This window comes from Moraxella sp. RCAD0137 (genome assembly GCF_002894025.1).
GTDB classification, from domain to species: Bacteria; Pseudomonadota; Gammaproteobacteria; order Pseudomonadales; family Moraxellaceae; genus Moraxella; species Moraxella porci.
In genome coordinates, this window is the sequence record NZ_LTCC01000001.1 from 447,773 (window position 1) to 469,082 (window position 21,310).

A 21,310-nucleotide genomic window follows, 5' to 3' on the forward strand; every position below is an offset into this window, starting at 1 on the left:
ATGAACGAGAATCATTTTTTTGCATTATTTGGTCTGCCGATCAGCTTTCGGATTGATGCAGATCAGCTTAAGGCGCGTCTGCTGGATCTCCAAAAAACGCATCATCCTGACCGTCAAGACGGCGACAGTATCGCCATCACCCAAAACGCATCATTGATTAATCATGCTTATGACACCCTAAAGCGTGATGATAGCCGTGCTGCTTATTTGCTTAGTCTAAATGGTGAAGATATCGATTTGGATAAATCGATCAGCGATTGGGATTTTTTGGGTGAGATGATGGAAATTCGCATTGCGCTTGATGATACTGATGATAAGACAGCTCTGAATCAGATGGCGGATGAAATCACTCAAACCAGCCAAGCTTTGGCAGATGGTTTTGATCATGCATATCAAGCCCAAGACTGGATAAGCGCACGAGATCTTGCCCAAAAATTACAATTCGTCGGTAAGCTACATGATGATATCATCGCAAAAATCAGCGAAATCCTACAACATCATACCGATGATGACGATTTGTATGTCTGATTGCATGATGTTAGGGAAAGTTAGAATTGGCACGCCAGATTGATGCCTTTTGGCGTGTTTTTATGATGAACTATTTTGGATAACGCATCAAAATTTAGTATAATTAGCCACTGGAAAACACTTTTCCAATCGCCACTTTTTTATTAATTTTAAGAATTTGCCATGTCATTATTACAAATCAGCGAACCAAATCAAAGCAAAAACCCCCACCAGCATCGTTTTGCCCTAGGTATTGACCTTGGCACGACACATTCTTTGGTTGGCGTGGTTCGCTCAGGCAAGGCACAAGTCTTGCCATTTAATGACACACCGCTATTGCCATCAGTCGTGTATTATGGCGACCAAAGCGATACGCCATTGACAGGTAAAGAAGCTTTGGCTTATGCTGATGACACGGCTAACACCATCATCTCCGCCAAGCGATTCATGGGGCGAGCTCGCAGTGATATTAAGTTTTCACACCCTTATACATTAAGCGGTGATGATGCCAATATGCCTGCTTTTGTCACCGCTCAAGGGGATAAATCCCCAGTTGAGACATCAGCTCATCTATTGTCACGCCTATATCGCCACGCCGCTGCTGCACTACCTGATGACAGCATCCAAGGTGCGGTGATTACTGTGCCTGCGTATTTTGATGATGCACAGCGTACAGCCACTAAGGATGCAGCCACTGCGGCAGGTCTGACCGTCCTACGCCTACTCAATGAACCGACAGCCGCTGCCATTGCTTATGGCTTGGATAAAGCGACTACTCATGGCAATTATTTGGTGTATGACTTGGGTGGTGGTACTTTTGATGTCTCCATCCTTCGACTTAGTGATGGCGTGTTTGAAGTACTGGCTACTGGTGGTAATTCAGCCTTGGGCGGTGATGACATTGACCGCTTACTTGCCAACTGGCTCATCAAGCAAGCCAAGCTTGATCCTGCTCACATTGACAATAGCGAAAAATCAACGCTCGCCAAACTTGCCAAAGGCTATAAGCAAGCCCTGACCGATACCGACAGTGTCACAGTTGATGCCACTATTGCAGGTACGCCACTGTCGCTACAGCTTGATAATCAAACACTTAGCCAAATCATTGAGCCTGTCATCCGTCGCACGCTACAAGCCTGTGAGCAGGTGCTACTTGATGCCAAGCTTGACAAATCAGCACTCAATGATGTCATCCTAGTCGGTGGCTCAACTCGTATGCCGGTGATTATTCATGCTGTCGAAGCGTATTTTAATCGTGCGCCACTGTGTAGCATCAACCCTGATGAAGTCGTCGCACTTGGCGCAAGTATCGCCGCTGACCAGCTGATTAATAAAAAAGGCGATGGCTTATTGCTGCTTGATGTCACACCGTTATCGCTTGGACTTGAGACGATGGGCGGACTGGTCGAAGTCATCATCCCACGTAACACACCAATTCCTGTGGCTCGTCGTCAGACCTTTACCACGCACCAAGATGGTCAGACAGGCATGATTGTCCATGTCGTCCAAGGCGAGCGCGATACCGTCGCAGATTGTCGCAGTTTGGCGCGCTTTGAGCTGTATGGCATCCCACCGATGAAAGCAGGCTTGGCGCGTATCGAAGTCACCTTTAGCATCGATGCCAATGGTCAGCTAACCGTATCTGCCCAAGAAACCACCACCGGTGTCAAAAGCCATATCGAAGTCAGCCCAAGCTATGGGCTGTCAGAAGCACAGCAAGAGCAGCTACTCTTGGCAGGCTTTACACACGCCAACGAAGACAAAAAGGTGCGTATGCTGATTGAAGCCAAAGTCGAAGCCGATCGAGAGCTGATTGCACTGACCTCTGCATTGGCGGAATTTGGCGATCTATTAAGTGATGATGAAAAAAACACCCTACAAGCACTGATGAATGATGTGCGTCATGCGATTGATGGCGATGATAAAGCTTTGCTTGATGATGCCGTCGCTAGACTAAAACCTGCCAGCGATCACTTTGCTGGCGTCATCATGGATAAGAATGTCAAAGATGCCCTTGCAGGCACACGCACCAGCGATTGGTAATGACGAATTTATTATAAATTTCAAATCAAAAGAGATATTTATGACCACTGTAACCCTACTACCCCACCATGAGATCTGCCCAGAAGGTGCGACTGTCGAAATCAATGCTGGTGAAAATCTATGTGAAGCCCTACTAGATCGCGGCATCAAAATCGAACACGCCTGCGATATGTCAAAAGCCTGCACCACTTGCCATGTGGTTATCCGCAAAGGCTTTGATAGCCTAGAAGAGATGGATGACATCGAAGGCGATTTACTTGACCGCGCTTGGGGTCTTGAGCCCGATTCTCGACTGGCTTGTCAGTGTATCGTCGCCGATGAAGATTTGGTGATTGAGATACCAAAATACACACTCAATCACGCCAAAGAGAATCATTGATCATCCATAAAAGCCATTGAGGTATTTAGCCGAGCATTCACACTCGAAAATTGACGATGCCAACTACTTAATTTTAGGCGCATCATTTAATTCGCCAAAACTCAAAAAGTGCGATAAAATCACTTATCGCACTTTTTTTATTTACACTTATGAATCATCAGCATTTTGAGCAGTATCTCGCCCAAATTAGACAGACAGATTCTATTTTGGACTTACCTAAGATTACCATTCATATCCATCGTCCTTTGTTGAACTTCAATGCCCTATTAGGTGTTGTTTTTGGGATTCCTCTGGCTGTGCTTGGCATTCATATCATCATTCATGATTGGCACTTTATTTTTGGTTGGGTTGTTCTATTGGCAGGACTTTTATTACTTGGTATGGTTTATGAACAAAAACAAAATCACAAGTTTAGCCTAAGCACAGACCCAAATTCTTATTTTCTACAGCTAACACCTGATGGCTTGACGCACCATCTTGATAATAAGACGATATATATTCCATGGCAAAATTTCTCATCCGTAGAAACGTTCGGCAGGCATAAAACGCAAGGCGCACACATTACGATTTTTGATAAATCTCTGAAAAACATTGAAATTTATCATGAAAATCTACCCATTCACTACAAAAAACTTGCCTTACTGATTCATGATTATCACCTTAAGGCAACTGGCAGACGAATTATCTTAATCAAATAACCCGCCCATCATTTACCAAAAGCCCACAACATTCCCCCAATTTGAATAAAATTCATGCTAAAATGAGAAGTTTTCATTATTACTTTTTATTTGGTAACGCTATCCATGTCCACCGCTTATAAACACCGCCAAACTGCCAAAAATATTTTAGATTATGATAAATATTGGGCAAGTTGTTTTGAACCTGCACCATTTTTACCCATGTCCAAAGCAGAAATGGATATGCTTGGTTGGGATAGTTGCGATTTTATTTTAGTGTGTGGTGATGCCTATATTGACCATCCATCATTTTGTTCAGGGGTGATTGGACGCACGCTTGAAGCACAAGGTTTTCGTGTTGGCATTATTGCCCAGCCCGATTGGACATCTGCTGATGCATTTAAAGTACTTGGCAAACCAAACATTGCCTTTGGCGTTACCGCAGGCAATATGGACAGTATGATTAACCGCTATACGGCTGACCGCAAAATCCGTTCTGATGATGCCTATTCCCCTGATAATGTACCAAATAAACGCCCTGACCGTGCGGCGACAGTGTATTGTCAGCGTTGCCGTGAAGCCTTTCCAGATGTGCCGATTATTTTAGGGGGAATTGAAGGCAGTTTACGCCGTATCGCCCATTATGATTATTGGTCAGATAAAGTGCGTCGCTCCATTTTAATGGACGCAAAACCTGATATTTTGGTTTATGGTAATGGTGAGCGTGCAATTATTGAAATCATGCACCGCTTGGCTCGTGGTGAAACTATCAAAACGATTGTCGATGTGCGTGGTACAGCATTTATTTTAAATAAATCTAATCGTCATCTTAAAAAAGATTTTATTGAAATTGCCAGTAATGATGTAGATACGATTGGGCGAGTTGACCCAATTATCAATCCTTATGTGATGATGGAAGATGTTGCCGATTGTGAAATTGAGCAAAATAAAACAGAACAATATCAAAACTTTAATAAAGATGTGGTCGAAAATCCAATCGTAAAAGCAGGTGATGATTTGCCAAGTGATACGCAAATTGTCAGTCTGCAACCATTAAAAGCCATTAAACACAAATTACCACCACGAGAATTGGCAGTGATTCGTATGCCAAGTTTTGAACAAGTGGCAAATGACCGTGTGATGTATGCCCATGCCAATCGTATTTTGCACCTAGAAACCAACCCCGGCAATGCCCGAGCCTTGGTACAACGTCATGGCGATAGAGATGTTTGGCTAAATCCACCAGCAATTCCACTCACCACCGAAGAGATGGATTATATTTTTGATTTGCCTTATGCTCGCTTGCCACATCCAAGCTATGGTAATGCTCGTTTCCCTGCCTTTGATATGATTAAGTTTTCGGTCAATATTATGCGGGGTTGTTTTGGGGGCTGTACCTTCTGTTCCATTACCGAACATGAAGGGCGAATTATCCAAAATCGTTCGGAAGAATCCATTTTAAGAGAAGTGGAAAAAATCCGTGATACCGCACCAAATTTTACAGGCATTATTTCTGACCTTGGGGGGCCAACAGCGAATATGTATCGCTTGCATTGCAAAGACCCTGAAATTGAAAAAAATTGCCGTAAACCATCATGTGTTTACCCAGGTGTGTGTCAAAATCTGCATACTGACCATGCTCCACTGACCCAACTTTATCGTAAAGCACGTGAAATCCGCGGCATTAAAAAGATTTTGATTGGTTCAGGATTGCGTTATGATTTGGCGGTGTTAAATCCTGAATATGTCAAAGAATTGGTTACGCATCATGTAGGCGGATATCTGAAAATTGCCCCAGAACATACTGAAGCAAACCCTTTATCCAAAATGATGAAGCCCGGCATTGGTACTTATGACCGCTTTAAACAGATGTTTGACCGTTTTAGCCGCGAGGCAGGTAAAGAGCAATATTTAATTCCATATTTTATCGCTGCCCACCCCGGAACTAGTGATTATGATATGATGAATTTGGCAATTTGGCTAAAGAAAAATGGTTTCCGTGCTGACCAAGTGCAAACCTTTTATCCAAGTCCGATGGCAAGTGCAACGACCATGTATTATTCTGGGAAAAATCCGCTAGCAAAAGTCTCTCGCACCAGTGAAGATGTGGATATTGTCAAAGGTGAGAAACGTCGCCGTTTACATAAAGCCTTTTTGCGTTATCATGACCCCAATAATTGGGAATTGTTACGCCATGCCTTAAAAGAAATGGGCAGAAGTGATTTAATTGGTAATAGTAAACAGCATTTAATTCCAACTTATCAACCGGCTGGCACGGGCAGTTATCAATCAGCTCGTAAAAAGAACTCCAGTGCTAATGGTGATAGCATCAAGCGGACAGGCAACGCCGCTACAAAAGGTGCAGAAAGCCAAAATCAAGGCAAATCGCAACACCGTCAGCCACCCAAAGGGCGAGTGCTGACCCAGCATACTGGACTGCCACCACGCAAGACAGGTGAGCACAAGGCTCGTAAAGGCAAATAATGCTAGTTAAAGGCTAAATAATGACAGCGTATGGGCGTTTTGGGCAGGTGTATCGCCTACTGGCATGGCTTGGTCTGATGGCTTGGTGGGCAGCTGCAGCTTTGGTGGCGTATTCACTCATCACTTATCAAGTTGGCGTTTTGGCTCATGGTGTCTTTTTGGGGCTGTTTTTTGGTTTTGGTGTGGTGAGTGGCAAATTAGCCCTACTTTATCACACCAAACTAAAATACATCGGCGTTGTGGTGCTACTGATTGCTTTTTTGGTCGCATTATTGGCAATATCCGCTGAACATCATCGGCTGTTCGTAGAAAGATTGCCACTGTTTGATTAATTTTTTTCAAAATCATTAGGAGATTTTATGAAACTTCCCATCATCATCACTTTAGGCTGTCTATTAACTGCCTGTGTCAGCGGTCAAACACCTGGCCATGCTCAGAGCAGCCAAACTAAACCCGCCCCAGCCCAGAACTTTCGCTTTAGCGATGCAGAAAATTTTGACATCGCCAACGAAAACAAACTGGCTTGGCGTGTGTTTTATGATAAACCATCCACAGGTCCTGATGCAGCGTGGTTTGATGCGGTCAAGCGTGGCGATTTACCAACAGTCAAATACATGGTAGAGCATGGTCAAAACATTGAAGCCAAAGATGTGGGCAGTCTTGAGCAGACAGCTTTGGGCTGGGCGGCGTTTATCGGCTATGAAGACATGGTGGACTACTTAATCGCCCAAGGTGCCGACCTATACGCCACCGACAAAGGCGATGTGTATAATGTTATGAAATCGGCAGTACTGGGCAAAAACACCAACATCGTCAAAAAAGTCCACCAGCAACTAAACGCCAAAAAGCCTGTGGATCTTAACGACCAAACTGTTGAAAGCGATGGCGAAACTTTGGTGATGGTCGCCGCCAGCAACAACCGCCTTGAAACGGTGAAATATTTGGCAGCTCAAGGTGCAAATCTCAACTTGGTCGCCACCACCGATGACCCAAAAATGGGTTCTTATAATCAATCCGCTTATTCTTATGCGTGTACTCGTGGTCATGTACAGATGCAACAGCTATTGGCAAGCCTTGGTACCGTCAATCACCGCACCGGCAAGGCAAGCTGTCAATAAATCTTAAAACCGCTGTGATGCATCGCAGCGGTTTTTTAGATAATACCCATTGTCTGTAGATTAGCTTTGGCATCATCAGGCAGTTTGTCAAGCAATGCCAATTTCATATGCTCATCACCCTCTTTGAGCACAAGCTCAACCAGTGGTAAGCCATCAAAAGGCAAATCCTGCACTTGCATGGCAAAATTCGCCAAATAATACGCCCCATCGACATCACGATCCGCCATCACACGGTTGTACACCACTTGCCATGCCAGCTCGCCTGCACCGCTATGCTGAATGATGAGATGAATGGCTTGTAATGCGGTATTCGGCGACTCACACAGCGTTAGAATTTGCTCGGAGATTTGTTTGATTGGGTTCATGGGTTATCCTTATTGTCATCTTACGGTATTTAATATGGACAAAAGTAGGATTTGCAAGGCAAGCCCATGACGGATTGGCAAGTCGCCAAAAAAATATCCAACCTAAATAGATTGGATATTTAAACTGCACACAAGCCTGATAACTAATCGCCCATAACCTTACCTTCGCGGCGTGGGTCAGCACCACCCACCAAGCTTTCAGGGTGAATTACAATCGCTTGCACGCCCGAGTTAAGCTCTCGCACATCCGTTTTATAACCCAATTGCTCAAGCGGAGCTGCCCAATTGCTGGCTTGCGTGTCTTTTTCTAGCTCATAGCTGCCAAAGCGATTAAGTACATTGGGTGCAGAAATGGCTTCCTGGATACCCATATTCCAATCACTATGTGCCACAATGGTTTTGGCAACATAGCCAATGATACGACTACCACCAGGTGAGCCGACTGCCATATAAGGCTTGCCATCTTTTAGTACAATGGTGGGTGCCATCGATGAGCGTGGGCGTTTACCCCCTTCTACACGGTTAGCAACCAATTTACCTTCTTTGGTCGGCTCAAAGCTAAAATCGGTCAATTCATTGTTTAATAAATAGCCATTTGCCATCAATGTAGAACCAAAGGCATTTTCAATCGATGTGGTCATTGACAATACATTGCCATCTTTGTCCACAATAGAAATATGACTGGTGGACGGCAATTCCATGCCATTACCCACCACCCATTCATGTACAAACTCACCTGCTTTAACTTCGCTCAATGCTTGGCTACTATTGGCAATCAGCTGACTACGTTGTTTGAGATAATCATTGCTAATCAATGACTTGGTTGGCACAGGAACAAACTCAGGATCAGCCACATACATATCACGGTCGGCAAACGCCAAACGAGACGCATCACCAAGCCGTCTTAGTCCATCGGCATGATAGCCTGTTTGACTTGGATCAAAATTATTTAACATCCCCAAAATCTGCCCAACAGCGATACCGCCAGAGCTTGGGGCGCCCATGCCACACACTTCATATACACGGTAAGTGACGCATACAGGATGCCTTTGGATAACTTTATAAGCCCCAAAATCTGCCATGGATAGGTCACCTGCATTATCGCCAGTTTGTACCACATCAACGATATTTTGAGCATATTTACCCGTATAAAATGGTTGTGAGCCCGCTTTGGCAAGTGTACTAACCGTTTCGGCAAATTCAGGGTTTTTAAGAATATCCCCCGCCTTTAAAGCCTGCCCATTGGGCAAAAAATATTCGGCAGTTTTGGCATGGCGTTTAAGATATTGTTCGTTTTGGCTGATGGATATTGCCATACGCGGCGATACTTCAAAGCCATCAGTAGCTAGACGAATAGGAGTATCAAACAAACTACCCCAAGGCAATACGCCATAGCGACCATGCAAGCTTTCCATCAATAGCGGTACGGCAGGCACACCTACCGAACGACCACCGACCACCGCATCCATGAATTTTAAAGGCTTACCCTCTTTATCCAAAAACAGCTCAGGCGTTGCCGACATTGGAGCGGTTTCACGCCCATCAAAGGTGGTCAAAGTCTTGGTTTTGTTATCCCAATACACCACAAAGGCACCGCCGCCCAGCCCTGATGATTGTGGCTCAACCAAACTAAGCGTCGTCTGAGCAGCCACCATCGCATCCACAGCACTGCCGCCTTTTTTTAGGATATCATAGCCTGCTTCGGTCGCCAAAGGATTGGCAGTGGCGATCATAAAGTCTTTGGCATGAATCTCACTTTGCTCAGTCAATCCCGTAGCACGCTCAGGTGCGTAAGCATCTGCCCCTGTTGGCGTCGTGGTGGGTTGAGTAGATTTTAAGGCGACTTGAGTGTCGATGGGTGCAACGACTGTCTGGCAAGCGGTCAATAACGCCACAGTGATGGCGAGCGGCAGGATGCGAAACATAACAATTCCTTGTAAATTAACGGTATAACGATTGTATCCAATCAGTTATTTAAAAGCAATAAAAAAATAACCCAGTTAAAAAACCAGGTTATTGTCTACAAAAGGTCAAATTACATTACACCGCTTGTGTATGCTCTTCAATCAATGGCTTAAGCTCGCCTGATTGATACATTTGTAGGATGATGTCGCTACCGCCGATCAGCTCGCCATTGACCCACAGCTGTGGGAAGGTTGGCCAGTTGGCAATCAGTGGCAAGGTGCTACGAATATCAGGATTTTCTAGGATATTGACGAACGCAAATGGGCGACCGATTTGGGTCAGTACTTCTACCGCACGAGCAGAAAAACCACATTGTGGGAACTGTGGTGTGCCTTTCATGTACAGTAGCACGGCATGGTCTTTGATTTGGTTTTCGATCAATTCTTTGATTTGTGGGTTGATGTCGGTCATGGATTTTTCCTTGATTGAGATAAATAAACTTTCAGCTATTATAAGGCTTGTTGGCGAATTTTTAAAGGTGGATTTGTAATCTTTGGACAATTACCATCAGCAATCACCCTACCATCGCCAAAATCTCATCGCTTGTTAACACTGTGGCAAATTCACCATGTAAATTAGCAAGACTGATGTCATGCACAAGCTGACTGTCAAAGCGTTCGCCATTTACCCCAATTCTATCAAAAGTCGCCGTGCCGTCCGATACCACAAAAGTGGTAAAACCCAAATTACCTGCCATGCGTGCGGTGGTGGATACGCAGTGATTGGTAGTCAGCCCCGCCAAAACAAGTGTATCAATACCCGCTTGATGTAGTCGACTTTGTAAATCTGTACCAATTAACGCACTGTTCACCATCTTATCAATCACGCATTCATTTGCCATCGGTGCCGTCGCTGGCATAAAGGCAAAGCCTGCGTGTTTTGGATTTAATGGTGAATCAGCTTCTGTGGAGTGATGGCGTATATGAAAAATTGGTAGCTTATGCGTTCGCCAATGGGTCAATAATTTTAAGCAGATTTGTTCGGCATCAGGATTGTTACGATTACCGCCCCAATGCGTTTCATCATTAAAGCCTTGTTGTAAATCTATCAATAGTAATGCAGGGCGTGGTGAAAAATTTTGATGATTCATATTAAACCTTAATCATTCGCCTTTTGTAGCAGCACCACACTGCTGGCAAAAATCCCTTCTTTTCGCCCCAAATAGCCCATTTTTTCGTTGGTGGTGGCTTTGATGCTGATACAGTCTAGATTGATGCCAAGCACGCCTGCGATACAGTCACGCATGGCAAGGTTGTGCGGTGATAGTTTTGGTGCTTCACAAATCACCGTCATATCAGCATTGACAAGCTCGTAGCCCTTTGATTTGACCAAGTCATACACATGAGCAAGTAAGACCTTGCTATCCGCCCCTTTATAGGCGTCATCAGTATCAGGAAAATGCATACCAATATCACCGAGTGCCAACGCACCCAAAAGTGCATCGCACAAAGCATGAAGCAGCACATCACCGTCTGAATGTGCCTTGATGCCATGTGTATGGGGAATTTGGATACCACCAAGCGTCACAAAATCGCCATCGGTAAATGCGTGTACATCCAAGCCCTGACCAATTCTTAGCATGATAATTCCTTAAAAACCTTGAATTATTCAATTATAACACAAAATAACTGGCTAAATTTGCTATAATAAATCATTCATTTTTATCAATTTAAGAACAACTATGACCACACCATTCACTCTAACCGATGTCGCCAAATCACTTGGCAAAGAACCCAAAGACATCAAAGTCATCGTCGGTATGTCTGGCGGTGTTGATTCTTCCGTTTCTGCGGTACTGCTCAAAGAAGCGGGTTTTGCCGTGGAAGGCTTATTTATGAAAAACTGGGAAGAAGACGACGGCACCGAGTATTGCACCGCCTTAGAAGACTTGGCAGACGCACAAGCGGTCGCTGACAAAATCGGCATCAAGCTACACACCGCCAATTTTGCGATGGAATATTGGGACAGAGTGTTTGAGCATTTTTTGGCGGAATACAGTGCAGGTCGCACGCCAAATCCTGATATTTTGTGCAATAAAGAAGTAAAATTCAAAGCCTTTTTGGATTATGCTTTGACTTTGGGTGCGGATTTTATTGCCACAGGGCATTATACCCGTCGTAGCTTTGCAGTAGATGGCAAGGCGAAGCTACTTCGTGGACTAGATGGCAACAAAGACCAAAGCTATTTTTTACACGCTGTTGGCGGGGACAAAATCGCCAAAACGCTGTTTCCTGTGGGTGAGCTTGAAAAACCTGCTGTACGTGCCATCGCCGAAAAATACGAACTTGCCACTGCTAAGAAAAAAGACAGTACGGGCATTTGCTTTATTGGTGAGCGTAAATTCAAAGACTTTTTACAAACTTATCTGCCTGCCAAGCAAGGTGATATCTATACCGATGATGGCATGTGTATCGGCAAGCACGATGGTCTGATGTACTACACCATCGGTCAGCGTGGCGGTATCGGTATCGGTGGCGTATCAGGTCGCCCTGAAGAGCCTTGGTTTGTCTTACACAAAGACCTTGATAATAATCGCCTCATCGTCGGTCAAGGGCATGAGCATCCCTATCTGATGTCCACTGAGCTGACCGCTTATAAGCTCGACTGGGTGGTCGCACCGCCTACCGATGGGGCGAAACTGACCGCCAAAACTCGCTATCGTCAGCCTGACCAAGCTTGCACCTTGTATCATGATGGCGATAAAGTGCGTGTGGTATTTGATGAGCCACAGCGTGCCGTTACGCTTGGGCAATCTGTCGTGTTTTATGATGGTGATGTATGTCTAGGTGGTGGTGTGATTGATGGCTGTAATGTCAAAATTGGCTAATGGGTTATCATAAATAAAAGACGGTTATTAGCCGTCTTTTTGCTTTGTATCATCTCGATTCACTGAAACTTCAAGCGTTTTTGCTGATAAATGCGTTCATAAAAATCCATCGCCGCTGCCACGCCAACTTGCTCAATCGGTATGATAGCAATAGATACACCAAGCTTAATGGTCAAATACCGCTCATCGAGTGAAAAATCACCCACCTTATGCCACGCCCACTGCTTAGTCTTGCCGCTCATCGTCTCTTGGATGCTAGTATCAGTAATTTCAATCACTGCAGGCTTGCACCAAAACGACAGCAAGCCAATGATTAACGCATACACCATGACCATGGTTACAGTCAATACACCCACCCCAACCCAAGCAAATCCCAAACCTTGATTGACAGACTGCACACCTACCACAATCGCACAGATTACCATCACCATGATTAGCCAATCAAATTTACGGGCAAAATATCGATTCAGCTCCCCAACTGTCAAATGATACTCAAGTTTCATGATACATCTCCTTGATTTTATTTATCACATATTTACCTTATCAAACCCTGACAACCAAGTCAAACTTGTTCACCATTCATAAAATTTGAGCAACACAAGCACTTTTTGACCACAAATTCCCAAAACTGTGTAAACTTTTGTTATAATACGCCAAGCCCTTTTTCTTGATGATTTTAAGGATTATTCATGACCCTATCTACCCTGACCGCCCTATCGCCACTTGATGGCCGCTATGCATCAAAAGTCGATGCACTTCGCCCTTATCTGTCTGAATTTGGTCTGATTCACGCTCGTGTCACTGTGGAAGTTCGTTGGCTACAAGCCCTAGCCAATCACCCACAAATCAGCGAAATTGCCCCATTTTCGGCCGAGACCAACGCTCGCCTTGATGCGATTGTGGTAAACTTTTCAGAAACTGATGCCGAACGCATCAAAGAAATCGAACGCACCACCAACCACGATGTCAAAGCGGTGGAATATTTCTTAAAAGAACAAATTGCCGACATCGCAGAGCTTGCCAATACAGGTGAGTTTATCCATTTTGCGTGCACTTCAGAAGATATCAACAACCTATCTCATGCATTGATGCTCAAATCAGGCCGTGATGTGCTTGTGGCAAGTATGCAAAAAATCGTCGATGAAATTGCCGCTTTGGCAGATAAGCATGCCGCCCAACCGATGCTATCACGCACCCACGGTCAAACCGCAAGCCCAACCACGCTAGGCAAAGAGATGGCGAATGTCGCTTATCGCCTACATCGCCAAATTCAGCAGTTCAAAGCAGTGGAATTGTTAGGTAAAATTAACGGTGCTGTCGGTAACTATAATGCTCATCTATCTGCTTATCCAAACATTGACTGGCCAAAACACTCACAAGCGTTTGTAGAAAGCCTAGGTCTGACCTTTAACCCATACACCACACAGATTGAACCGCACGACTACATGGCTGAGATGTTTGATGCGCTGCGTCGTTTTAACACCATCTTGATTGACTTTAACCGTGATGTATGGGGTTATATTTCACTGGGTTATTTCAAACAAAAACTAAAAGAAGGTGAAGTAGGCTCATCAACCATGCCACACAAAGTCAATCCGATTGATTTTGAAAATTCTGAAGGCAACCTAGGCATCGCCAACGCTGTACTTGCACACTTGGGCGAAAAATTACCTATCAGCCGCTGGCAGCGTGATTTGACTGACTCGACAGTACTTCGCAATATGGGTGTTGGTTTTGCCCAAAGCTTGATCGCATTTGATGCCTGCCTAAAAGGTATCGGCAAGCTTGAACTCAATGCTGACCGCCTACTTGAAGATTTGGACAATGCTCAAGAAGTACTAGCCGAGCCTATCCAAACCGTGATGCGTCGTTATAATGTCGAAAAACCTTACGAAAAGCTAAAAGCCCTAACTCGTGGTCAAGCGATGACTCGTGAGATGATGGTGAATTTTGTGGGTGGTGATGAGCTTGCGACCGTGCCTGACGCCGACCGTCAGCGTCTGGCCGAGATGACACCAGCGACCTATACAGGTAATGCTGCTGATCAAGCTCGTGCATTAAAAGATTATCTAAAATAATCCTTCAAAAAAATCACCATCCAATCGGGTGGTGATTTTTTATGGCCATTAAAAATAGTTAAACCAAATGGCAGTCAGCCATCTATCATTAAGCTTTAGGTGCACGATTTGGGCCACCAGTCAAGGCACTGATTTTTTTGGTCACGACCAAAGCGACAGGCAAGCTGATCACCGCACCAATAACAATCGCTCCAATGATATGCATAGCTTTATCAAAACCAGTCACAAAAGCGATAATCATCAAAATACCAATAATCACTGTAAAGGCAATCGAAAAAATAGCACTGAATAATGGAAAATTCATCTTAACACCCCATTGTTTGTGTGGAATACTATATTTATACACCTTTTTTGCCAAAATGTTAAGCACTTTTTCAAAAAATCCCTTAAATTTAACAAAGGAATATATGATGCTATGAAAAAATTGACTGATTTTGAATAAACGCTCTGCTATTTATAAAAATTTTATGCTAAAATTAGGCGTTTTTGGCAGACTATTTTAGCACCACGCCAACAGATTGATTTAATTATTATGACCCAAGCTTCGCCATTATCGGCCAAGGATTTTTTTATGAAAACCATGCAGCTTAGCCAAGTTCGTCAAGCGTTTATTGATTTTTTTGTGAGCAAAAATCACACCCATGTGCCATCATCTAGCCTAATTCCGCACAATGACCCAACCTTGCTATTTACCAACGCAGGGATGAACCAGTTTAAAGACACCTTTCTAGGTCTAGAAAAGCGTGATTATGTGCGTGCCGTGACTTCCCAAAAATGCGTGCGCGCAGGCGGTAAACACAATGACCTTGATAATGTCGGCTATACAGCACGCCATCACACTTTTTTTGAGATGCTCGGTAACTTTTCATTTGGTGATTATTTTAAAGCCAATGCCATCGCTTATGCGTGGGAGTTTTTGACTTCTGATGAGTGGCTCGCCCTACCAAAAGAGCGCCTGTATGTCACCATCTATGAGACCGATGATGAAGCCTTTGATATTTGGCATAAGGACATCGGACTTGCGCCTGAGCGTATCATCCGCATCGGTGATAACAAAGGCGGTGCGTATCAGTCGGATAACTTTTGGATGATGGGTGATACTGGCCCATGCGGTCCATGTACTGAGATTTTTTATGATCACGGCGACCACATCGAGGGCGGTCTGCCAGGTACACCCGAAGAAGATGGCGACCGCTATATCGAAGTGTGGAACTGCGTCTTTATGCAGTTCAACCGCCAAAAAGACGGCACGATGGAGCCACTACCAAAACCATCAGTCGATACTGGCATGGGCCTTGAGCGCATCAGCGCCATCATGCAAGGCGTACATGGCAACTATGAAGTGGATGTCTTTGTTAATCTGATGAACGCCGCCGCCAAGCTACTTGGTATCGACAACCAAGAGCAGCCATCGCTAAAAGTCATCGCCGACCATATCCGTGCAGTGTCATTCCTAATCGCTGATGGCGTACGCCCAAGCAACGAAGGCCGTGGCTATGTGCTACGCCGCATCATCCGCCGTGCTGTGCGTCATGGTAATAAGCTTGGTGCTGACGGCGCATTCTTTTATCAAATGGTGCCTGCATTGGCAGCCGAGATGGGTGCTGCTTACCCACAGCTGAACGAAAAATTAAGCGAGATCCAAGCCGTCATCCAAAAAGAAGAAGAGCAATTCGCCAAGACGCTTGCTCAAGGCCTACGCCTACTCTCAGGCGAGCTTGAGAAGCTAAACGATGGTGATACGCTCGATGGCGAAACTGTGTTCAAGCTATATGATACTTATGGTTTCCCTGTCGATTTGACCGCTGATATCGCTCGTGAGCGCACGATCGGCATCGATGAAGCAGGCTTTGAGACGCATATGCAGGCACAGCGTGAGCGTGCTCGTGATGCCGGTAAATTTGATGTTGATTATTCTGCCGCTATCAAGGTGGACACCCCGACACAGTTCTTGGGTTATGACAGCCTAGCCGCTGACACTGACATCGTCGGCCTATACCAAGATGGCAAAGAAGTAGAAGTGCTTGGTGAAGGTGACACAGGCGTGATTGTCCTGACTGCGACGCCATTTTATGCCGAAGGCGGTGGTCAAGTTGGTGAAACAGGCGAAATCAGCACCGGGACAGGTGTATTCGCCGTCGAAGATACCAAAAAATCAGGTCAAGCCATTATCCATCATGGCACAGTAAAAATGGGTCAAATCACAGCCAAGCAGTCGGCTAGCGCACAAGTTATCTTTGATGTGCGTGCTGCATCTGCTAAGAACCACTCAGCCACCCACCTACTGCACGCTGCCCTACGCACTGTGCTTGGTGATGGCGTCGCCCAAAAAGGCTCATTGGTCTCAAGCGAAGTGCTGCGCTTTGACTTCTCATATGATGGCAGCATCTCAGCCGATGAATTGGCACAGGTCGAACGCTTAGTCAATGAACAAATCCAAAAGAACACCGCAGTCAGCATCGAGCATATGGATATCGACAGCGCCATGAAAAAAGGCGCGATGGCGCTATTTGGCGAAAAATACGGCGAGACTGTGCGCGTCTTGACGATGGGCGAAAAATCGGACAAAACACCATTTTCTATCGAGCTATGCGGTGGTATCCATGTCCTGCGTACCGGTGATATCGGTATGTTCAAGATCACCTCAGAAAGCGGTATCGCTGCCGGTATCCGCCGTATCGAAGCCTTGACCGGTATGGGTGCACTACGCTATATCCAAGCTGGTGAACGCACCTTGACTACTTTGGCAAATAACCTAAAAGCCAAGCGCAACGAGATCTTGCCACGCATCACAAGCCAAAGCGAGAAACAGCGTGAACTTGAAAAACAAATCGAACAGCTGAACCAAAAGCTAGCGAGCCTTCAAGCAGTGAGCCTGGTGGATAACGCCATCCGCGTCGGCGAGTATCAGCTACTGATCGCCAAAGTCGCAGGCATCGATGGCAAGAGCATTCGTGGCCTAACCGACACGCTAAAATCTCGCCTAAATAACGGCGTCATCGTACTGGTTGGCGAAACCGATGACCTTGCTATCACCGCAAGCGTCGCCAAAGGTGCTCAAGACAAGGTCAAAGCAGGCGACATCATTCGCCATCTGGCAGGTGAGCTTGGTGGTAAAGGCGGTGGTAAGCCTGACTATGCTCAAGGCGGCGCACCGAAGTCAGACAATTTGGCAAGCGTGCTAGATGCACTGACCGCCAAACTAACTGCGGATTTGGCATAAGCTTATCCCAAATCCGCCGATGAAATTCTGCTAGGATGTGCCAAAATGGTTTGGATTGCATTGGGCGCATCCAGTTTTTCATCAACGAACTTGGGCAGACGCATGATCTGTCGTCATTGTTGTATTTATTGGCATTGTCGTCCTAACCGATGACAATTCACCACACCGACCCGTATTTGGGTTAGACTACAAGGCAAATGTAATGGCACTAATCGTACAAAAATACGGCGGGACTTCGATGGGCAACATCACCCGCATCAAAAATGTCGCTCAGCGAGTCAAACGCTGGCACGACAATGGACATCAAGTCGTCGTTGTCGTCTCTGCCATGAGCGGTGAAACAAACCGACTGATCGGTTTGGCTCGTGAGATCGCGACCGAACCCAACGCTCGTGAATACGACCAGATGGTCTGCACCGGTGAGCAAGTCTCGATTTCTCTACTGTCGATGGCACTACAGTCGATCGGCGTCAAGGCCAAATCAATGACTGGCGGTCAAGTAGCCATTCGCACCGATGGCACCCACACCAAAGCTCGCATCCAAAGCATCGACACCGATGCCATCATGAATGAGCTGAACGCTGGCGGCGTCGTGGTCGTTGCAGGCTTTCAAGGCATCAATGAACATGGCGATGTCACCACGCTAGGCCGTGGCGGCTCGGACACCACAGGTGTTGCACTGGCTGCCGCCCTAAAAGCTGATGAATGCCAAATCTACACCGATGTCGATGGCGTCTATACCACCGACCCACGAGTCACTTCAAAAGCCAAAAAACTCTCAAAAATCACCTTTGAAGAGATGATTGAGATGGCAAGTCTTGGCTCAAAAGTCCTACAAATCCGCTCTGTGGAATTTGCGGGCAAATACCAAGTACCGCTGCGTGTGTTATCAAGCTTTGATGACAATGCTGACGGTGTATTTGATGATAACTTTAAACAAAATGTAGGCACACTTATCACGATTGATGAAGGAGACGATATGGAACGAGCTGTAATTTCTGGCATTGCATTTAACCGAGACGAAGCAAAAATCGTAGTGCGTGGCGTGCCAGACCGCCCAGGTATCGCTTCAGCCATCCTAAGCCCAGTGAGCGCCGCCAATATCGAAATCGATATGATCATCCAAAATGCATCACAAGAAGGCTATACGGATTTTAGTTTCACCGTACAGCGTGGCGACTTTGATAAGACCCTAAAAATCCTTAACGAGCGTGTCAAAGATGACATCGGCGCAACCGAGGTATTTGGCGCAAATGATGTGGTCAAAGTCTCAATCGTCGGCGTTGGTATGCGCTCTCATGCCGGCGTGGCAAGCAAAATGTTTGACACCCTAGCCAGCAACAACATCAACTTACAAATGATCTCAACCAGCGAAATCAAGGTCTCTGTACTTATCCAAGAACAGCACCTAGAAAAAGCGGTCAAAGAGCTACACACCGCCTTTGGTCTGGATCGTGAAGACGGCGAAAGTAAAGTCGCTGGCCTATAATCGTTGATCATTGTAACGATTGATTGAATTTTTCAAAGCCATCGTTAAACAAAATACAACGAAAACGGCAGAAAAATTACTGACAAGCTGCCTAATGCAGATTATAATATCGCATTAGGCAGTTTTTTTGGGCAAAATTCGTACAGCCCATTCACCTATCAACTTAATTGATAAAACGGATATCAAGGCTAACAATAACGATTGAGTTGATGAGTATTTAAGGAGTGTAATATGCTAATCCTAACCCGCCGTGTCGGCGAAACCCTAATGATTGGTGATGAAGTCAGCGTCACTGTACTTGGCGTTAAAGGCAACCAAGTTCGCCTAGGTGTCAATGCGCCAAAAGACATCGCTGTACACCGTGAAGAGATCTATCAACGCATTCAGCACGAACGCTCAATGCAAATGCACATGAGCCACTTAGAACAAGGCGGTAACTTTGCGCCACCATCATTTGATGATGATGACTACTTTAACCGTTAATGGGTGATGTATGCGCACAACTGATATTTCTCGCCTATTGGCCGGCATCGCTAACCAAAGCTTAAGTTTCTCTGATGTCATCGCCTTTATCGATGCCAATTATCACTATACGCCAGTTGAGTTTAGCAATGGCGAAGTGGTCAATCCAGCAGGCACCAATGAAGGCAGTGCCAAAGTATTTAGCCTAGCTAAGCTGCACGGCCTAAATCAGCTCGACACCCTATCGCTATTTGCCGAGCATTATCAATCAGTGCTCGCCACGCCTGCAGGTACGGATCATGCCAATATCCGCAACTTTTTGCATTATGGTTGGCAGGCTTTTGGGATGCCGACATTGGCACTAACACCAAAAGCATAATCATCAGCGATATAAAACAGTTTATCCGCCCTAGACTTTATGCCATTTGCTTGAAAATACTTGTCAAGTGATTTTATTTCGTGTATAATTCGGGCTTTAATTTTTTCTGCTACTTCTTGATTGTCGTCGCCTTTAACGGTAAGCAAAGAGTGGCCTAACCATAAAAAGTCACACTTTATTTGTGCCGTGTCCATACCACAAATAAATAAGCACCAAAGCTGTGACTGGCACACCTGATACCGCTCAATATCCGTGCCGCTAAGATTAGGAGTTCACCATGTCTCGAGTCTGTCAAGTGACTGGAAAACGCCCACAAGTGGGTAACAATGTATCACACGCGAACAACAAAACTCGCCGTCGTTTCCTTCCAAACCTACACAACCATCGTTTTTGGGTAGAGTCTGAGAACCGTTTTGTTCGTCTGCGCGTTTCTTCTAAAGGTATGCGTATCATTGACAAGCACGGCATCGAAAAAGTGCTTGCTGACCTACGCGCCCAAGGTCAAAAAATCTAATTTGACCCCACATACCATTAGTTAAAGGATACGATCATGAGAGATAAAATTAAACTAGTTTCTACTGCTGGTACTGGTTATTTCTACACTACCACCAAGAACAAGCGTACTATGCCTGGCAAAATGGAAATCAAAAAATTTGATCCAAAAGTTCGCCAACATGTACTATTCAAAGAAGCAAAAATCAAATAATCGCTTCTTAATGAAATGCCCATCGACTTCGATGGGCATTTTTGTACCTGCAAGCAATAAATTGGTAAAAAATTAATTAAAATCAAACAGTTGCTTTATAAAATAGCAGTCATTATCCATTCAATCAACTTGAAAAATTTGCTCAATTTGGTATAATAAAGTTTCTGAAGTACTCGCCAGTGAAGCGTATTCCTGAGCCGATAATCTTATATTAGGATTTGGGTTCAATGTTTCTGTTGTGCAGGCCTGCATCCTTGTGATGAATCAGGAAGCCGTAATGAGCATTACCCTTATCCGCCTTGAACTTCACGGTTCATGGTCACCCCTTCACAGCGGTACTTTGGTTCTTTTTATTTTATGCGTATTTGATGGAAATTTTCGATTATTTTTGAAAATTTCCATCAAAAAAGTGTTGACAGGTCAAAATAACCTGCTATAATACGCACCATCTTAAGCATACAGCGAAAGATACCGACATTCCCCAATAGCTCAGTCGGTAGAGCATCGGACTGTTAATCCGTGTGTCCCTGGTTCGAGCCCAGGTTGGGGAGCCATATTAAAAAGCCCTTAGTCATAAGCTAAGGGCTTTTGCTTGTCTATGATAGCTC

General features: G+C 45.1%; 21 protein-coding genes, 1 tRNA gene, 1 other RNA gene and 1 pseudogene. 17 read left to right on the plus strand and 7 right to left on the minus strand.

All coding sequences use genetic code 11. The annotated features are described in order from the left end of the window. From hscB to AZ602_RS02020, 7 genes are all read left to right on the plus strand, one after another. Entirely contained in the window at nt 1–528 is a 528-nt protein-coding gene (hscB, locus tag AZ602_RS01990; protein ID WP_103033450.1) for a Fe-S protein assembly co-chaperone HscB, read from the plus strand. A gap of 162 nt (nt 529–690) precedes the next feature. Continuing rightward, on the plus strand, nt 691–2,550 hold the full coding sequence (gene hscA, locus AZ602_RS01995) for a Fe-S protein assembly chaperone HscA (protein ID WP_103033451.1): 1,860 nt from the start codon (nt 691–693) through the stop codon (nt 2,548–2,550). A gap of 40 nt (nt 2,551–2,590) precedes the next feature. After that, a complete protein-coding gene (gene fdx, locus AZ602_RS02000; RefSeq protein ID WP_078316797.1) occupies nt 2,591–2,929 on the plus strand; it encodes an ISC system 2Fe-2S type ferredoxin in 339 nt (112 codons plus the stop codon). A 149-nt stretch (nt 2,930–3,078) separates the two neighbouring features. Next, nucleotides 3,079–3,627, plus strand: a complete 549-nt coding sequence (locus AZ602_RS02005) for a hypothetical protein (RefSeq protein ID WP_103033452.1) — start codon at nt 3,079–3,081, stop codon at nt 3,625–3,627. A 105-nt stretch (nt 3,628–3,732) separates the two neighbouring features. After that, nucleotides 3,733–6,090 (plus strand): YgiQ family radical SAM protein, encoded by a 2,358-nt coding sequence (locus tag AZ602_RS02010; RefSeq protein WP_103033453.1) that lies wholly within the window; start codon nt 3,733–3,735, stop codon nt 6,088–6,090. Between the two features lie 20 nt (nt 6,091–6,110). Beyond that, the gene (locus AZ602_RS02015; RefSeq protein WP_103033454.1) at nt 6,111–6,422 is read left to right on the plus strand and encodes a hypothetical protein; all 312 of its coding nucleotides are present in this window, start codon (nt 6,111–6,113) and stop codon (nt 6,420–6,422) included. A 27-nt stretch (nt 6,423–6,449) separates the two neighbouring features. Further along, nucleotides 6,450–7,208 carry an ankyrin repeat domain-containing protein gene (locus tag AZ602_RS02020; protein WP_103033455.1) on the plus strand — a complete coding sequence of 253 codons (759 nt, stop codon included), beginning with the start codon at nt 6,450–6,452 and terminating at the stop codon, nt 7,206–7,208. 35 nt (nt 7,209–7,243) lie between these two features. On the opposite strand, the gene AZ602_RS02025 is transcribed toward AZ602_RS02020, so the two are convergent. From AZ602_RS02025 to ispF, 5 genes are all read right to left on the minus strand, one after another. Then, nucleotides 7,244–7,573 carry a hypothetical protein gene (locus AZ602_RS02025; RefSeq protein ID WP_103033456.1) on the minus strand — a complete coding sequence of 110 codons (330 nt, stop codon included), beginning with the start codon at nt 7,571–7,573 and terminating at the stop codon, nt 7,244–7,246. A 143-nt stretch (nt 7,574–7,716) separates the two neighbouring features. Next, nucleotides 7,717–9,498, minus strand: a complete 1,782-nt coding sequence (ggt, locus tag AZ602_RS02030; protein WP_158245106.1) for a gamma-glutamyltransferase — start codon at nt 9,496–9,498, stop codon at nt 7,717–7,719. 115 nt (nt 9,499–9,613) lie between these two features. Then, nucleotides 9,614–9,949, minus strand: a complete 336-nt coding sequence (gene grxD / locus AZ602_RS02035; protein ID WP_078316791.1) for a Grx4 family monothiol glutaredoxin — start codon at nt 9,947–9,949, stop codon at nt 9,614–9,616. Nucleotides 9,950–10,052: 103 nt separating this feature from the next. Beyond that, nucleotides 10,053–10,628 carry a cysteine hydrolase family protein gene (locus tag AZ602_RS02040; RefSeq protein WP_103033457.1) on the minus strand — a complete coding sequence of 192 codons (576 nt, stop codon included), beginning with the start codon at nt 10,626–10,628 and terminating at the stop codon, nt 10,053–10,055. Between the two features lie 8 nt (nt 10,629–10,636). Further along, nucleotides 10,637–11,119 carry a 2-C-methyl-D-erythritol 2,4-cyclodiphosphate synthase gene (gene ispF / locus AZ602_RS02045; protein ID WP_103033458.1) on the minus strand — a complete coding sequence of 161 codons (483 nt, stop codon included), beginning with the start codon at nt 11,117–11,119 and terminating at the stop codon, nt 10,637–10,639. Between the two features lie 100 nt (nt 11,120–11,219). Between ispF and mnmA the strand changes: the two genes are divergently transcribed. After that, nucleotides 11,220–12,365 (plus strand): tRNA 2-thiouridine(34) synthase MnmA, encoded by a 1,146-nt coding sequence (gene mnmA, locus AZ602_RS02050; RefSeq protein WP_103033459.1) that lies wholly within the window; start codon nt 11,220–11,222, stop codon nt 12,363–12,365. A gap of 59 nt (nt 12,366–12,424) precedes the next feature. Here mnmA and AZ602_RS02055 read toward each other — a convergent pair whose 3' ends face one another. After that, entirely contained in the window at nt 12,425–12,868 is a 444-nt protein-coding gene (locus tag AZ602_RS02055; protein ID WP_103033460.1) for a hypothetical protein, read from the minus strand. Nucleotides 12,869–13,054: 186 nt separating this feature from the next. Here AZ602_RS02055 and purB point away from each other — a divergent pair, with 186 nt between their 5' ends. Further along, complete coding sequence (gene purB, locus AZ602_RS02060) at nt 13,055–14,443, plus strand: adenylosuccinate lyase (protein WP_103033461.1); 1,389 nt, start codon at nt 13,055–13,057, stop codon at nt 14,441–14,443. A gap of 88 nt (nt 14,444–14,531) precedes the next feature. On the opposite strand, the gene AZ602_RS02065 is transcribed toward purB, so the two are convergent. Next, nucleotides 14,532–14,801, minus strand: a complete 270-nt coding sequence (locus AZ602_RS02065) for a hypothetical protein (RefSeq protein ID WP_369803844.1) — start codon at nt 14,799–14,801, stop codon at nt 14,532–14,534. A gap of 213 nt (nt 14,802–15,014) precedes the next feature. On the opposite strand from AZ602_RS02065, the gene alaS reads away from it, so the two are divergent. The 8 genes and pseudogenes from alaS to AZ602_RS02105 all read left to right on the plus strand — a co-directional run bounded on the left by alaS (nt 15,015) and on the right by AZ602_RS02105 (nt 21,256). Continuing rightward, complete coding sequence (gene alaS, locus AZ602_RS02070) at nt 15,015–17,666, plus strand: alanine--tRNA ligase (protein ID WP_103033463.1); 2,652 nt, start codon at nt 15,015–15,017, stop codon at nt 17,664–17,666. Nucleotides 17,667–17,868: 202 nt separating this feature from the next. After that, nucleotides 17,869–19,155 (plus strand): aspartate kinase, encoded by a 1,287-nt coding sequence (locus tag AZ602_RS02075; protein ID WP_103033464.1) that lies wholly within the window; start codon nt 17,869–17,871, stop codon nt 19,153–19,155. Nucleotides 19,156–19,386: 231 nt separating this feature from the next. Further along, nucleotides 19,387–19,554, plus strand: a pseudogene (gene csrA, locus AZ602_RS02080) (carbon storage regulator CsrA); the annotation flags it as partial. A gap of 94 nt (nt 19,555–19,648) precedes the next feature. Continuing rightward, complete coding sequence (locus AZ602_RS02085) at nt 19,649–19,996, plus strand: HopJ type III effector protein (protein WP_103033465.1); 348 nt, start codon at nt 19,649–19,651, stop codon at nt 19,994–19,996. A 277-nt stretch (nt 19,997–20,273) separates the two neighbouring features. Then, nucleotides 20,274–20,510 (plus strand): 50S ribosomal protein L28, encoded by a 237-nt coding sequence (rpmB, locus tag AZ602_RS02090; protein WP_064602088.1) that lies wholly within the window; start codon nt 20,274–20,276, stop codon nt 20,508–20,510. A 36-nt stretch (nt 20,511–20,546) separates the two neighbouring features. Further along, nucleotides 20,547–20,702 carry a 50S ribosomal protein L33 gene (rpmG, locus tag AZ602_RS02095; RefSeq protein WP_078253122.1) on the plus strand — a complete coding sequence of 52 codons (156 nt, stop codon included), beginning with the start codon at nt 20,547–20,549 and terminating at the stop codon, nt 20,700–20,702. Between the two features lie 158 nt (nt 20,703–20,860). Beyond that, a non-coding RNA gene (ssrS, locus tag AZ602_RS02100) (6S RNA) lies at nt 20,861–21,053 on the plus strand. 127 nt (nt 21,054–21,180) lie between these two features. Beyond that, nucleotides 21,181–21,256: transfer RNA gene (locus tag AZ602_RS02105), tRNA-Asn, on the plus strand. The last annotated feature ends 54 nt before the right edge of the window (nt 21,257–21,310 follow it).

What these genes read in the sequence shown, in the direction of transcription:
- AZ602_RS02025 (WP_103033456.1), bottom strand. Translation starts at nt 7,573, where the DNA reads ATGAACCCAATCAAACAAATCTCCGAGCAAATTCTAACGCTGTGTGAG.
- fdx (WP_078316797.1), top strand. Translation starts at nt 2,591, where the DNA reads ATGACCACTGTAACCCTACTACCCCACCATGAGATCTGCCCAGAAGGT.
- grxD (WP_078316791.1), bottom strand. Translation starts at nt 9,949, where the DNA reads ATGACCGACATCAACCCACAAATCAAAGAATTGATCGAAAACCAAATC.
- AZ602_RS02040 (WP_103033457.1), bottom strand. Translation starts at nt 10,628, where the DNA reads ATGAATCATCAAAATTTTTCACCACGCCCTGCATTACTATTGATAGAT.
- AZ602_RS02015 (WP_103033454.1), top strand. Translation starts at nt 6,111, where the DNA reads ATGACAGCGTATGGGCGTTTTGGGCAGGTGTATCGCCTACTGGCATGG.
- AZ602_RS02010 (WP_103033453.1), top strand. Translation starts at nt 3,733, where the DNA reads ATGTCCACCGCTTATAAACACCGCCAAACTGCCAAAAATATTTTAGAT.
- hscA (WP_103033451.1), top strand. Translation starts at nt 691, where the DNA reads ATGTCATTATTACAAATCAGCGAACCAAATCAAAGCAAAAACCCCCAC.
- AZ602_RS02055 (WP_103033460.1), bottom strand. Translation starts at nt 12,868, where the DNA reads ATGAAACTTGAGTATCATTTGACAGTTGGGGAGCTGAATCGATATTTT.
- ispF (WP_103033458.1), bottom strand. Translation starts at nt 11,119, where the DNA reads ATGCTAAGAATTGGTCAGGGCTTGGATGTACACGCATTTACCGATGGC.
- AZ602_RS02005 (WP_103033452.1), top strand. Translation starts at nt 3,079, where the DNA reads ATGAATCATCAGCATTTTGAGCAGTATCTCGCCCAAATTAGACAGACA.
- alaS (WP_103033463.1), top strand. Translation starts at nt 15,015, where the DNA reads ATGAAAACCATGCAGCTTAGCCAAGTTCGTCAAGCGTTTATTGATTTT.
- mnmA (WP_103033459.1), top strand. Translation starts at nt 11,220, where the DNA reads ATGACCACACCATTCACTCTAACCGATGTCGCCAAATCACTTGGCAAA.
- hscB (WP_103033450.1), top strand. Translation starts at nt 1, where the DNA reads ATGAACGAGAATCATTTTTTTGCATTATTTGGTCTGCCGATCAGCTTT.
- AZ602_RS02075 (WP_103033464.1), top strand. Translation starts at nt 17,869, where the DNA reads ATGGCACTAATCGTACAAAAATACGGCGGGACTTCGATGGGCAACATC.
- rpmG (WP_078253122.1), top strand. Translation starts at nt 20,547, where the DNA reads ATGAGAGATAAAATTAAACTAGTTTCTACTGCTGGTACTGGTTATTTC.
- AZ602_RS02085 (WP_103033465.1), top strand. Translation starts at nt 19,649, where the DNA reads ATGCGCACAACTGATATTTCTCGCCTATTGGCCGGCATCGCTAACCAA.
- ggt (WP_158245106.1), bottom strand. Translation starts at nt 9,498, where the DNA reads ATGTTTCGCATCCTGCCGCTCGCCATCACTGTGGCGTTATTGACCGCT.
- rpmB (WP_064602088.1), top strand. Translation starts at nt 20,274, where the DNA reads ATGTCTCGAGTCTGTCAAGTGACTGGAAAACGCCCACAAGTGGGTAAC.
- purB (WP_103033461.1), top strand. Translation starts at nt 13,055, where the DNA reads ATGACCCTATCTACCCTGACCGCCCTATCGCCACTTGATGGCCGCTAT.
- AZ602_RS02020 (WP_103033455.1), top strand. Translation starts at nt 6,450, where the DNA reads ATGAAACTTCCCATCATCATCACTTTAGGCTGTCTATTAACTGCCTGT.